This is a genomic window from Microbispora sp. NPDC049125 (assembly GCF_040802045.1).
Taxonomy (GTDB): Bacteria; Actinomycetota; Actinomycetes; order Streptosporangiales; family Streptosporangiaceae; genus Microbispora.
Window position 1 is genome coordinate 1 of record NZ_JBEZDW010000045.1, and the last position, 12,905, is coordinate 12,905.

At 70.7% G+C, this 12,905-nt stretch carries 12 protein-coding genes and 1 pseudogene; 4 read left to right on the forward strand and 9 right to left on the reverse strand.

Annotated elements, in window-relative coordinates:
- The 3 genes and pseudogenes from AB0B72_RS34705 to AB0B72_RS34715 form a co-directional block, all read left to right on the forward strand.
- Nucleotides 1–219 (forward strand): annotated as a pseudogene (locus tag AB0B72_RS34705) (ArsR family transcriptional regulator); the annotation flags it as partial.
- Nucleotides 220–221: 2 nt separating this feature from the next.
- Nucleotides 222–980, forward strand: a complete 759-nt coding sequence (locus AB0B72_RS34710) for an SRPBCC domain-containing protein (RefSeq protein ID WP_367743748.1) — start codon at nucleotides 222–224, stop codon at nucleotides 978–980.
- A gap of 196 nt (nucleotides 981–1,176) precedes the next feature.
- Nucleotides 1,177–1,635: an SRPBCC domain-containing protein gene (locus AB0B72_RS34715; RefSeq protein WP_367743662.1), complete on the forward strand. Its 459-nt coding sequence runs from the start codon at nucleotides 1,177–1,179 to the stop codon at nucleotides 1,633–1,635.
- A gap of 107 nt (nucleotides 1,636–1,742) precedes the next feature.
- Here AB0B72_RS34715 and AB0B72_RS34720 read toward each other — a convergent pair whose 3' ends face one another.
- The 8 genes from AB0B72_RS34720 to AB0B72_RS34755 form a co-directional block, all read right to left on the reverse strand.
- Nucleotides 1,743–3,038 (reverse strand): hypothetical protein, encoded by a 1,296-nt coding sequence (locus tag AB0B72_RS34720; RefSeq protein WP_367743664.1) that lies wholly within the window; start codon nucleotides 3,036–3,038, stop codon nucleotides 1,743–1,745.
- A 5-nt stretch (nucleotides 3,039–3,043) separates the two neighbouring features.
- Nucleotides 3,044–4,081, reverse strand: coding sequence for a ThiF family adenylyltransferase (locus AB0B72_RS34725; protein WP_367743665.1), 1,038 nt, complete (start codon nucleotides 4,079–4,081; stop codon nucleotides 3,044–3,046).
- 241 nt (nucleotides 4,082–4,322) lie between these two features.
- Nucleotides 4,323–4,598: a hypothetical protein gene (locus AB0B72_RS34730; protein WP_367743667.1), complete on the reverse strand. Its 276-nt coding sequence runs from the start codon at nucleotides 4,596–4,598 to the stop codon at nucleotides 4,323–4,325.
- Nucleotides 4,595–6,460, reverse strand: a complete 1,866-nt coding sequence (locus tag AB0B72_RS34735; RefSeq protein WP_367743669.1) for an FAD-binding protein — start codon at nucleotides 6,458–6,460, stop codon at nucleotides 4,595–4,597. Before AB0B72_RS34735 ends, AB0B72_RS34730 begins: the two co-directional genes overlap by 4 nt.
- On the reverse strand, nucleotides 6,451–8,148 hold the full coding sequence (leuA, locus tag AB0B72_RS34740) for a 2-isopropylmalate synthase (protein ID WP_367743750.1): 1,698 nt from the start codon (nucleotides 8,146–8,148) through the stop codon (nucleotides 6,451–6,453). Before leuA ends, AB0B72_RS34735 begins: the two co-directional genes overlap by 10 nt.
- 127 nt (nucleotides 8,149–8,275) lie before the next feature.
- Nucleotides 8,276–9,082, reverse strand: coding sequence for a hypothetical protein (locus tag AB0B72_RS34745; RefSeq protein WP_367743671.1), 807 nt, complete (start codon nucleotides 9,080–9,082; stop codon nucleotides 8,276–8,278).
- Between the two features lie 181 nt (nucleotides 9,083–9,263).
- A complete protein-coding gene (locus AB0B72_RS34750; protein ID WP_367743672.1) occupies nucleotides 9,264–9,893 on the reverse strand; it encodes a LysE family translocator in 630 nt (209 codons plus the stop codon).
- A 47-nt stretch (nucleotides 9,894–9,940) separates the two neighbouring features.
- Nucleotides 9,941–11,113 carry a phytanoyl-CoA dioxygenase family protein gene (locus AB0B72_RS34755; RefSeq protein WP_367743674.1) on the reverse strand — a complete coding sequence of 391 codons (1,173 nt, stop codon included), beginning with the start codon at nucleotides 11,111–11,113 and terminating at the stop codon, nucleotides 9,941–9,943.
- Between the two features lies 1 nt (nucleotide 11,114).
- Between AB0B72_RS34755 and AB0B72_RS34760 the strand changes: the two genes are divergently transcribed.
- Complete coding sequence (locus tag AB0B72_RS34760; RefSeq protein WP_367743676.1) at nucleotides 11,115–11,582, forward strand: Lrp/AsnC family transcriptional regulator; 468 nt, start codon at nucleotides 11,115–11,117, stop codon at nucleotides 11,580–11,582.
- 11 nt (nucleotides 11,583–11,593) lie between these two features.
- Here AB0B72_RS34760 and AB0B72_RS34765 read toward each other — a convergent pair whose 3' ends face one another.
- A complete protein-coding gene (locus tag AB0B72_RS34765) occupies nucleotides 11,594–12,739 on the reverse strand; it encodes a LacI family DNA-binding transcriptional regulator (protein ID WP_367743677.1) in 1,146 nt (381 codons plus the stop codon).
- Nucleotides 12,740–12,905 lie beyond the last annotated feature (166 nt).

Sequence of the window (12,905 nt, forward strand, 5' to 3'; positions counted from 1 at the left end):
GCGATCGACGCGCGGGTGCGGTTCGCCTCGGCGGCCGACCGGGCCGCCTTCGCCGAGGAGCTGGCCTCCACCGTCGCCACCCTGGTGAGCCGGTACCACGACGAGAACGCCGAAGGCGGGCGCGAGCACCGCCTGGTCCTCGCGGTCCACCCCCACGTCCCCCCCGACCAGGCCGCCTCCGCCGGCCCCCCGACAGATACCGACCCCCAGGAGTCGTGACGATGCTGCACGAGTTCGAGCTGCGCAAGGAAATCGAGCTGGACGCCACCCCGGATCAGGTGTGGGAGGCGATCGCGACCGGCCCGGGGGTCGACTCGTGGTTCATGGGCCGCAACGAGATCGAGCCCGGCGAGGGCGGCCGTGGCAGCTTGACCCTCCTGGGCATGACCGAGCGGTCCACGGTGACCGGATGGGAGCCGGGCAAGCGGTTCGCGTTCCGCGGCGACGAGAACCCCGACGGCACCTTCATGGCGATCGAGTACCTCATCGAGGGCCGCGAAGGCGGCAGCACGGTCCTGCGTCTCGTGCAGAACGGCTTCATGGGCGACAACTGGGAGACCGAGTACGAGGCCATGAAGACGGGCTGGGACCTGTACCTGGTCAAGCTGGCGCAGTACCTCACGTACTTCCCCGGCCGTACGGCCAAGGCGGTGTCGGTCTTCCGGCCCCAGGCGCCCCGCCAGGAGGAGGCGTGGGCGGCCGTGACCCGCGAGCTCGGCCTCACCGGCCCGGCCGTCGAGCTGGGCGACCCCGTACGGCTGGCCGTGGACGGCCTGCCCCCCGCCGAGGGCGTCGTCGCCTTCGCCGGCCTCCCGCACCTTCTGGGCGTGCGCACCGCGGACGGGTTCTACGGGTTCATCCACTCGGGGCCGGACAGGGGCAGCGCCTTCGTCCTCGGCCACCACATCTTCTCCGAGGACGTCGACCACGAGCAGGCCGAGCGAGCCTGGCAGGCCTGGCTCACCCGCGTGCTCGCCTGACAGCGCTTCTCTGACAGCGCTCCCTTGACAGCGCTCCCTTGACAGCGCTCCCTTGACAGCGCTCCCTTGACAGCGCTCCCTTGACAGCGCTCCCTTGACAGCGCTCCCTTGAAAGGCCCGCACCGACGTACGACGGCGGCGGCTCGCCACCGCCGGTTTCCTGACCATGCACCGCCGACACGAGAGAGACACGACAATGACCGCGAACACCCCTGACCGCGACTTCACGATCATCCGCGTTCTTGAGACCTCGCCCGAGCAGGCGTTCAAAGCATGGACCGAGCCGGCCCGCTTCTCCCAGTGGTTCGGCCCGGAGAGCTTCACCACGCCGGTGTCCAGGATCACCATGGACCTGCGCCCCGGCGGCGAGTGGAGCGCCGCCCTCGTCTCCCCCGACGGTGCGGAGGCCGTCCTCGGAGGCGTCTACCGGGAGATCGCCGAGCCGGAGAGGCTGGTCTTCACGACCGGCGACCCGGACAACCAGGAAGGCGCCGTCGCGTCGGTGGTGACCGTCACCTTCACCGCCAACGGGGACACCACCGAGATGAACTTCAACCAGGCCGGCTACAACACCGACGAGGAGCACGCCAACGGGGCGAAGGCGGGCTGGCTCCAGTTCTTCGACCGCCTCGACAAGCACCTCGCCGGCGCCTGAGCACGACGGGCCGGCGCGCCGTCCGGCAGGTCAGGGCCCGGCGCCGCTGAGACGCCGGGCCCTGACTGTCACCAGGGCTTGCCACGCGCTCATGAACCGTCCATCTCTTACCGGCCTGGCAGACGGCGTGACGCGGCGCGCAGGAAGGCGACCTCGACCAGGAGCGCGCCGACGATCGCGATGGAGGCGCAGGCCACCCCCGGCAGGGACGTGAACGGGAGGGACGCGCCGAGCGCCAGCAGACCGGCCACGTGGACGACCGCGGCACGAGGAAGCATGTCGACGGCGCCGCCCGCGATGAAGACGGCCCGGAAGCGCCCGCGGATCGCCCACAGCGCGGGGGCGGCCCCCAGCACGAGCAGCCAGCGCAGCCCGAGATCGGCCGGGCCCCGCGGAACACCGCTGAAGTCGGCGACGTACCAGTGGGCGAACGGGGTCAGTGCGGCCAGGGCGAAGATCACCGCCAGGCAGCCCGCCAGGGCCGCGGTGAACCGCAGCAGGGTCCGCGGGTCGCCGCCGCGGCTCAGGAACGCGGCGCCGACCGACTCCACGTCCGACAACGGCACCGCGCCCAGCGACATCAGCCCGTACAGGGCGGGCCAGACGACCAGGGACGCGGCTGCCTCCCCGGACCGGGTGATGGCGATCGTGGCCAGCAGCGCGGGGCTCATGTTGAGCAGCACGCTCGTCGTCAGCCGGAAGTGCTGGACGAGCGGTGAGCGGCCGGTGGCCGTTCCGCCGCCCGCGTGCGGTCGCGCGAGCCCGCGGACGGCGCCGGCGAGGACCGCCGCCTCGGCCCAGGCTCCGCACGACAGCGCCACGCCGCCGGTCGCGGCGCTCGGGGCGCCCGACCGCCACAGCGCGGCCGCCGCGCCGACGGTGACGGCGATCCGGGCCGTCGTCGCCACCGCGATCGGACGCGTGACGTCGCCGTGGATCAGCCGCCCGTGCAGATAGCGCCGTACGGCGACGGCGAGCGGGGCGGTCGCGAACGACAGCAGGCAGGTACGGAAGCCCGGAGCGAGCCCGTCCGGAAGGCCGAGCACCGCCGGGACCACCGCCGACAGGCCGGGGACAAGGGCCATACCCGCCATCACGGCGCATCCGAGCGCCCCGATGACCAGCGAGTGACGTGCCAGCATCCGCGTGCCGCGCGCGTCCAGCTCGGCGACGACCAGCGGCGCCAGGGCCAGGGCGGGAGAGTTGACCACGAACAGCACCGACAGGCCCACGCCGAGCACCGCCATCGCAGGCTCGCCCCCCGCCATGCGCGCGACGACGGCCACGACCAGGGGGATCTCCCAGGAGAGCAAGGACGTGCCGAAGGCGGTGGGCAGCCACGACCGGGCCAGTGACCTCAGCCCGTCCGCACGGCGGAGGGGCGTCGCCTCCCGTCGTCCCACCGAGATCACCGGGGCGGCCGGCCTTCCTTGCAGAGGCAGCCCTCCCGGAACTGGAACTCGGTGAAGTTGAAGGTGAGAGTCTCGGCGTTGATGTACAGGCTGCGCCCCGCGGTGCGGGAGGTCTGCTTCGCGCCCGACACCAGACCGATGACCTCGTTGACCGCGATGCCCGCGACCATGGCGACGAGGGTGCCGGTCAGGCTGCCCGACTTCTCCGCGCGCAGGATGGTCAGGTCCCGGATGCCGACGCACTCCATGCACGGCGTACTGCCGGGGATCATGGTGGGGCCGACGCGGGCGCCCTTGTCGGTGATGCCGATCTGCCCGAACGGCACCCCGGTGCGCAGGCTGGCCTCGTTCGACCAGCGGATCGCCTTGTTGCGGGGCCGGTCGTAGGCGTTGAAGAAGAAGTCGGCCCCTTCGACCAGCTTGACGATGTCGTCGGCGGACTCGATCTGGGTGTTGTGCGGGACGAACCGCGACCTGGAGTTCTGCAGGGCCAGGTGACGTTCCAGCGCCCGCAGCTTGGGCACGCCGACGTCCTGCTCGTCGAAGGTCGGGTGGGTCGGCAGGTTCTCCTCGGCGAACGTGTCGAAGTCCACCGCCTCCAGAGTGCCGATGCCGGCCGCGTTCAGCAGCCGCAGCAGGGTGGTGCCTCCCGCGCCGGTGCCGATGACGACCACCCGGGCCTGCCGCAGACGGCGCATGCCCTCGAAGCCGTCCCAGCCGTCCCGGTCGTACAGCCTGAGGTGGTTGATCTGCCTGCTCCAGCGGCGCGCGTCCGCCTCGTCGAACTCCGGCATGGCGGCCGCGTCCTCCAGCACGCCCTGCGCGCCGAGCGCTTCCAGCCACGCGTCGGTCTCCGGGTACCGCGCCCGGAGGTCGGCACGGGTGTGCCGGCCGTCGAGCTCGAGGACGAAGGAGATCATCTCTTCGGTGGGGTCGGCGATCCGGACCTTCTCCGGGCCGATCCCGACGTACAGGTGCGGTTCGTCCGCCACCTGGTGGACGCGCAGGAACTCTTTAATTCGGGGGCGCAGCATCCCGTCTCTCCTGTGCTGGTGGGGTTCGGTAAGGGGCCGTGGCGGGGAATGCCCGCCACGGCCGTCAGCGGGCGCGGGTCATCGTCAGATGACGTTGCCGTGCCACTCCTTGACGAGTCCGTCCTCGTACACACGCTCGACCTGCATCGCCGGTCACCTCCCTTCGGGCTCGCTGGGGCGTTCCGCTCCGCTCGGCGCGGAGGCCTGGTGACGCCGTCGCGTCAAAGGCGGGGGCGGGGGCTCAAAACCAGGGGCTCAGTCGCAGCCCGACGCGGCAGGGCGTCCGCGAGGTCGCCGACCCCGTCTGGTCCGACAGGGTCCGCTGGAGGGCCACCGCGTCCTCAGGCGTCAGCACGAACTCGATGTGACAGTCGTCGCCCTGCACTCCGCCGCCGAGCATCACGTACAGGCAGACGTTGCCCTCCGGGTCGCGTGCCGTGGTCAGCGATCCGTCCACCACGCCGGGTACGGCTACGGGCGATCGCGGGATCGCAAGGGTCCGGGAACCTGTCGTCATCTGGTGCCTCCCACCAGCGCGTCGGGGCGAGGGGCGCGGGCCGATGCCCGGGTACGGGCGAGCACCGCGGCGGTGAGCGGGGGCAGCGCCTCCCGCCAGTCGGCGACGACGCCGACGTCGGCGCCGTGGAAGACCGGAGCGCCGGGATCGTCGTTGACGGCGAGGACGAGCCTGGCGCCGCGTGTGCCGGACAGATGGTTGTACTTTCCGCTGGCGCCGACCGACACCAGCAGGCGGGGCGCGACGCTGCGGCCGGTGATGCCGATCTGGCGGCCGCGTGGCTGCCACCCGCGATCGGTCACCTTGCGTGTGGCGGCCAGTTCGGCCCCCAGGGCGTCGAGCAGCGGCCGGACCATCGGATAGTCCCCGACGTCGACACCGGCTCCGACGGCCACCACGACCTCGGCGGTGGTGAGCGCGTCAAGCTCGTCGTCGCGTCCGCGTTCCAGGGTGCGCACGCGCCGGTGCACCGCGGTTGTGATGGGCTGGAGCGTGCTGACGCCGCACAGCGCGGTGCGTGGCGCCATCAGCGGCAGCACGCCCGGGCGCAGGGTGGCCATCTTGATCGGCGACGCGTACCCGATCTCCGCGACCGAGCCGCCGCTGAACGCCGATTTCCAGCAGACCAGCCCCGATCCACCGCCGGCGTCCAGGCCGACGGCGTCCAGGCCGACGGCGTCCGCGACCAGCCCGGCGTCCAGCCGGACCGCCATGCGGCCGGCGACCTCGCGTCCCCAGCTGGTCGACGGTGCCAGCACGGCCCAGGGCCGATGCTCGGCGCACCAGTGGGCGAAGGCCGTCGCCGTCGCCGCCGCCTCCTGAAGGCCGTTCCCTGGTTCAAGTACGACCAGGTGGTCGGCGCCCCACGCCCCCGCCTCCTGGGGTTCGAGGAAGCCGGGCGTCAGCGCCGTCACGTGCCCGCCGCGAAGGCGTGCCAGCCGTGCCGCCTCCCCGAGCAACTCGCGGGTGGCACGGTCGCGGCCCGGCTCCGCCAGGACCGCCACCGCCGCACCACGCGCGTCCGCGGACCTGACGGGGACCTCGCGGGCGGGAGCCGGCTTGGAGCGGTCGAACGCCCCCAACGCGGCCAGCATGGCGACGGCCCGCGCGACCTGGTCCTCGACGTCACCGCTGAAGCGGACCCGCGCCCGGCCGGACGGCAGGTGGCGGACCCTTCCGACCGTCGTCCTGCTCGCGGCCTCGCCGGGGCCGAGGCGCAGCGCCGCGGCGTCGAGCGTCACGACGCGGCCGGCCGGGACGGCGGCGCGTTCGGCAGGTCCGGCCTTGGCCGGCGCGGTCAGCCGCTCGGCGCAGGTGAGGAGCGCCGGCAGGGTGAGCTCGACGGCCGACCAGCCGTCGTCGTGCTGGCAGTGGACCGTGACGGTGTCGCCGGTCAGTGCCATGCGGAGCACGCTGGCCGCCATCGGCAGCTCCAGGAGCTCGGCGAGCTGGGCGGGAGTCTGGGCGGTGTCGGCGTCGACGGAGCTGCGGCCGCACAGGACCAGGTCGAACGGGCCTCGTTCGCGCAACGCCGCAGTAAGGACGCGGGCCGTGGCGATGGTGTCGCTCCCGGCGAACCCGGGGTCGCTGACCAGGACGCCGAGGTCGGCGCCGCATGCGACCGCCTCACGCAGGCAGTCCTCCGCCGACGGCGGCCCGAGGGTGAAGACCGTGCAGACGCCGCCGGTGGAGCGCGCGAGCTCGATTCCCTTGGCGACCGCGCGGCGGCAGTAGGGGTTGATCTCCGGCGGGGCGGATTCGCGGTCCAGCCGGCCCCGCGCGGTCAGCCTCAGCGCGTCGAACCGCGGGACCTGCTTGACGAGGACCGCGATCGCCAGGGGACGCCGCCCCCTCACCGGCACGCCCCGTCCACGCGGGCCGCCCGGTTGACCGCGCTGACGACCGCCTTGAGCGACGCGGTGACGGTGCTGGAGTCGATGCCGACGCCGTACAGGACCTTGCCGTCCACCTCGCACTCCAGATAGGCGGCCGCCTGGGCGTCGCTTCCCGAGGCCATGGCGTGCTCGTGGTAGTCCAGCACGCTGACCGGCACCCCGGCCTCCGCGAGGGCGGTGGTGAAGGCCGACACCGGACCGTTGCCCCAGGCCCTGACCTCCCTGGCGATGCCGTCGATTCGCACCCGCGAGGTGATCTGGTACCGGCCGTCGCCGACGGAGCTGCAGGTGTGGGACTCCAGCGCCAGGCGCGGGTGGGCGGGGGTCAGGTACTCGCCGTCGAAGATGTGCCACATCTGCGCGGCGGTGACCTCGCCGCCTTCGGCGTCGGTGTGGTCCTGGATCACCCGGGAGAACTCGATCTGCAGGCGCCGGGGCAGCTCCAGCCCGTGCTCGGTCTTCATCAGATAGGCGACGCCCCCCTTGCCTGACTGGCTGTTGATGCGGATGATCGCCCGGTAGGCGCGGCCGACGTCGCGCGGATCGATCGGCAGGTAGGGCACCTGCCAGGGCATCTGGCCTGACGGGGCTCCCGTCCGCTCGGCCTCGGCGGCCAGCGCGGCCAGGCCCTTGTTGATCGCGTCCTGGTGGGAGCCGGAGAACGAGGTGTAGACCAGGTCCCCGGCATAGGCGTGCCGTTCGTGCACCGGCATCCGGGTGCAGTACTCGTAGGTCCGGCGGATCTCGTCGATGCGGGAGAAGTCGATCCGCGGATCCACTCCCTGGGAGAACAGATTCATGCCCAGCGTCACCAGGCAGACGTTGCCGGTCCGCTCGCCGTTGCCGAACAGGCAGCCCTCGACCCGGTCGGCCCCCGCCATGATCGCCAGTTCGGCGGCGCCGACCGCGGTGCCCCGGTCGTTGTGCGGGTGGACCGACAGGCAGACATGGGAGCGGCCGTCCAGTCGCCGCCGCATCCACTCGACCTGATCGGCGAAGACGTTCGGGGTCGACCGCTCCACCGTGGAGGGCAGGTTGAGGACGAACTCGCGCTCCGGGCCGGGCGACCAGGTGTCCATCACCGCGTGTGCCACTTCGGCGGCGAAGTCGAGCTCCGTGTCGACGAACACCTCGGGCGAGTACTCGTACCCCACCTCGGCGTCGCCGAGAAGGATGTCCACGGCCTTGACGACGTGCTCGGTGCCGCGTACGGCGAGCGCTTTGCACTCCTGCCTGTCCAGGCCGAACACGACCCGGCGGAACAGCGGCGCGGTGGCGTTGTAGAGGTGCACGGTGGCCCGGCGGACGCCGACCAGCGACTGGACGGTGCGTTCGATCAGGTCGGGGCGGGCCTGGGTGAGCACGGAGATGCGTACGTCGTCGGGGATGCGGTCCTCTTTGACGAGGAGGCGGACGAAGTCGTGGTCGGCCTGGCTGGCCGCCGGGAACCCCACCTCGATCTCCTTGTAGCCCATCGCGACCAGCAGCTCGAACATCACCAGTTTGCGGCCGGTGTCCATGGGGTCGATCAGGGCCTGGTTGCCGTCGCGCAGGTCGGTGGACAGCCAGCGCGGCGCCGCGGTGATCGCCTTGGTGGGCCAGGTGCGGTCGGGCAGGTGGACGACGGGTGCGGGCGAGTAGCGGTAGTGGGGCATGACGCTGCGGTGCTCGAGTGACTTCACGACGTCCCTTCCTGGCGGAAGCGAATGAGCCCGGGGACTGAGTGGAGAGGCCGGCCTGGGGAACGGGGGCCGCCGCCTGACCGGCGGCGGCCCCCGCCGGTCAGGCGGACACCAGCTCGCGCTCGGCCCTGCCCGACTCGAGCAGCGCGGCGTCCAGCACGTCCCAGAGCGCGACCAGCGCGTCCAGGAAGGCGAACACACCCTCGACGATCAGCGGCTCGGTCTCGTCGTTCAGCACCGAGCCGACCGCCGCGATCGCGTTCTTCTCATGCTGGGCCTCCGCACCGATCTCGCCCCAGTGCTCATCGAGGTAGTGCATCTCCGGGTCCTCGATCGAGGCGCCGTACAGCCGCGCGTCCACCAGGCAGTGCTTCTCCCCCGGGATGAGCTGCCGGTTCGAGATCATCTCCAGGGCGAGCGCGACCCCCAGGTTGCGGATCGTGCTGTCCCGGTCCATCGCCTGCCGGCCGTCGAACACCGCGCGGGCACGCCGGGTCTGCCCCAGCAGCCCGGTGGCCGGGTCGTACCCGGGCAGGCTACCCAGCAGCCGGTCGGAGAACTCCTTGAGGCCGGCCTCGACCGCCTCCTGGTCGTACAGGTCGGTGAACACCTGCCGCCCGGCCGCCCGGTTGACGATGTACCCGGCCATGGTCGCCAGCTCCGGGCCGTGGTTCTCCTCGCTTTCCACGATCTCCTGCAGCAGGCCGCTCTCCGTGGACAGCTGGTGCTGCTTGAGCGCCTCCGGGAAGTTCCCGCCGGGACGTGTCGCGTCGCAGAAGTTCCGGATCTGGTGGAACAGCGTTCCCACCGTCTCCACGTCGGGGGCCGACGTCGCCCAGTGCTGGAAAAGGGGGTGCGTGTAGCAGCGGTGAGAGCGGATCTTCTCGACGAGTTCCTCGATGCTCATGGCCATGGTGCTCGTTCCCTTCATCGCGCTGTTACTGGACCTATGGATGGTGACCGGGCGGTTGTCGCGGGTGTGGGCACCGCTGTTGCGCACGGCTGTGAGCACAGTTGTGCGCCCAGTTGTGAGCACAGTTGTGCACGCCCGCGACGGCCCGGGGCCGTGCCGGAAGGAGGGTGATGATTCAGCCGGTGGTGGCCAGACGGGCCGCCAGGGCGGTCAGGATCCCGCCGGTGGCGTAGTCGACCCAGCGCTTGACCCGTTCGTACAGGCGCAGGACCGGCCCGATGGACAGCAGGAGCGCGGCCGTCATGTACCAGCCGCCCGCGATCAGCACTGCGAGGACGACGGCGGTAGCCAGCGTCCAGGACGGCGTTCCCTGCGGGAAGCTCGTCGCGAACAGGCTGCTCCAGAAGATCGCGGCCTTGGGATTGCTGAGGTCGGCGAACAGGCCGGTGCGCCACGCGGCCACCAGCCCGGGCCCCGGCGAGGGATCGCCGGCTCCCTGCGCGAACGCGAGGGGCGCCCCGGCGTGCCTGACGGCCTGGACCGCCAGCACCAGCAAGTACGCGGCTCCGCACCAGCGGATGCCCTGGGTGAGCCACCGTTCCTGGGCCAGCAGGAACGCCAGGCCGGTCGCCGCGGCCGACGCCCAGATCGCCGTCCCCATGGCGATGCCGAGGACCGCCGCCAGCGCCGCCGCCCGCGACCGCCTCACGGCCAGACGCATGGTGACCATGAGGTCAGGGCCGGGGCTTATCACGATGACGGTCCAGACGCCGCCGAAGACGAGCAGATTCGCGAGGTGACTCATGGTGACCTTCCCGGGTCTGGTGCGGAGCTCAACCGGTGCGCGGGAGGTCAGCTCGCGATCACCAGCCGGCCCCGGTCGTCGACCTCTTTCCACTCGTCGGCGAAGTCCTTGTTGTTGCCGCGTCCTCGGCCGGGAAGGAATACACGCGGTTTTCCGCCGTGCGGATTCTCGATGTTGCCGTTCCAGCGCTCGTCCAGCTCGTCGCCGACCAATAGGTATCGTGTGTCGGACGAAAGGCGGCAGCGCCGGACCGGCGAGTTGTTGTCGAGGCTGGCGTGGACCAGATAGGGACCGAAGACAATCACGTCACCGGCCTTGAAGTCCGTGCTGAGCCAGCGTCCGCCCAGCCGCCGCCGCAGCCCCACCGGATCGGTGCTGAGCCAGCCGATGCCTTCCTCGTCGGCGTCCCTGGTTCCGTACGATTCGCGTAGCCGGTCATTCTTGTGGCTGTTCTCCAGAACGACGAGCGCGCCTTCCTCCATGGTCACGTCGCCGATCGGAATCCAGGCCGACCAGACATTCTTTGTGCCACGGGTGATATACGGCCCGTCGCAGTGAATTCCGGTGGCCTCGCCGGGACGCATGAATCGTGGCCAGCGGAAGTCGAATGTACGGACCGGGCCGCCGAGGAATCCCTCGAAGAATTTCATGAGGGCGGGGTCGTGCACCATCCTCTCGTAGGCGAGCCCCGACCGGACGCTTTCCGTGAAGGCGAAGAGGTTCACCTGGTCGATATAACTGTCCTCCGACTGGATTCCCTCCATCGCGGAATGGTTGACGGAGTCGATCTCCCCGACGACGGCGAACTTGAGCATGATCTCGCGCCGGGCGGTCAGCACCGCCTCACGGTCCAGGAGACCGCGAAACAGCAGGTAGCCGTCTTCCTTGATGCGATCGCGCAGGGCCTCGACGTCGCCCAGCAGGCTGATGGCGTCGTCGCGGAGTTCGCCGAACTCCGCCGGGCCGGTTTCCAGTGACTTTCCGTTTGATGACAGCTGCATGCGAACCTTCGGTAATTGAGAGCGATGGGGCAGCAGAGAGCATGAAGAACGGATCGATCGTTGTGCGGAATGGCGCGCCTTTTCGCGAATCGCCCCCGTCGGCGACGCCTGTAACTCTAACAGCGTTCGCCGGGCAAATGTTGTCAAACAACCATAACTGGGAGTCACTTCACGCAACAAACTTGCCTGCTGTGCGTTATTGGTGACATAATCTGCCATCGTGGACAAGATCGATAATCAGATCCTGATCGAGCTCCAGAAGGACGGCAGGCTGACCAACTCCGAGCTGGCCGAGAGGGTCAACCTGTCCCCGTCGCCCTGTCTGCGGCGTCTGCGGCAACTGGAGCGCGACCGCGTCATCCTCGGTTACCGTGCGGTGCTGAATCGCCACGCACTGGGACTCGGATTCACCGTCTTCGTCAGCGTCGTCATGGAGCAGGAGAGCCGGGACACCATCAGCAAGTTCGAACAGGAGATCAACGGGCTACCCCAGATCACGGAGGCGTACCGGTTGTTCGGGGATCCGGATTACATGCTGCGCGTCGACATCTCCGATATCGGGGCGTACGAACGGTTCTATACGGACGTCCTCATCGACCTGCCGGGCGTGGCCACCTTGACCTCTCACATGCCCATGAAGGCGGTCAAGGAGCCGCGGGGCCTGCCCCTCGACGGCCCGGAAGGTTGATCTCAGGCGCCTCAGACGTCTGTCAGCCGGAGACGCCCGGACCGGGGGGCACCGGAGCTGCCGCGCACCTTCAGCTCGACCGGCACGGTGTGCACCATCCCCGCCGTCAGGCCCGCCACGGCACTCACCCCCGCGCTCATCGCTGTGCCGTCTCCGGCCGCGCCCGCCTCCTGGGCCCCGACGTGGATCTGCGCCAGCAGGGTCTGCACGCACAGCCGGCCGACCTGCGCGAAATCCTGGCGCACCGAGGTGAGGCCCGGCCAGAAGTACGCCGACTCGGGCATGTCGTCGAAGCCGACCACGCTGACCTCGTCCGGAATCGCGCGGCCGGCCTCGTGCAGGGCCCGCAGCACACCCAGGGCCATCTGGTCGTTGGCCGCGAAGATCGCCGTGACGTCGGGCCGTCCGGCCAGGTAGGCGCCGAGCCGGTGGCCGGACTCCGCGCTCCAGTCGCCGAACAGCACCTGAGGGACCTGCCGTCCCGCGCGCTCCAGCGTCCGCCGCCAGGACGCGTGCCGGTGCCGGGCCGAGTTGGAGTCGGGCGGCCCGGCGACGTGCCAGACGGTGGAGTGCCCGAGGTCGAGCAGGTGCTCGGTGGCCAGGCGCGCCCCGGCCGCCTGATCGGAGTCGATCACGGGATGTTCCTGGCTGCCGTGACCGTCGGCCACGACGACGGGCACGCCGCGCGGAAGCAGGAGCGAGGGGGTGTCCAGCACCTCCGCCTCGATGATCGCGATCCCGTCGACGGCCTGGGTGCTGAGGTGGCCGAAGGCCTTGCGCACCGCCTGGCGGGTCGGCGTGGTGATGCCGACGAGGTTGATGGAGAAGCCCGCCTCCCGAGCGGCGTCGGCGATCCCGTCCAGGGTGCGCGCGTTGCCGTGGTTGCTCACCGTGAAGCTGATCACCCCGATGGTGCCGAACCGCCCCGTCGCCAGCGCGCGGGCGGCGATGTTGGGCTGGTAGCCCAGCGCCCGCATGGCGTCCAGCACGCGCTCCCGGGTCGTCCCGTCGACGTTGGTGCGGTTGTTGGCGACCCGTGACACGGTCTGCGGTGACACACCGGCCATCCGTGCCACGTCGGCCATGGACGGAGCACCGTGTCCCCGGCCCCGCCCCCGGCGCCGACCGGCCCTCACCCCGTCGTCCACGGTGGTCATCGCGTCTCCCCCTGGTTTCGCATCGCCCCACGTCGCCGTCCCTGCGTTCACGTGGTAGCGCAAACAGCCTAGCGCCCCATCCAAACCTGGAGCGACCGGCGTGTTACGTGAATGTTTCCAGTTCAGAAGGCACTTCTGTTTACGCCCACCGGCACCCCCGTGATGC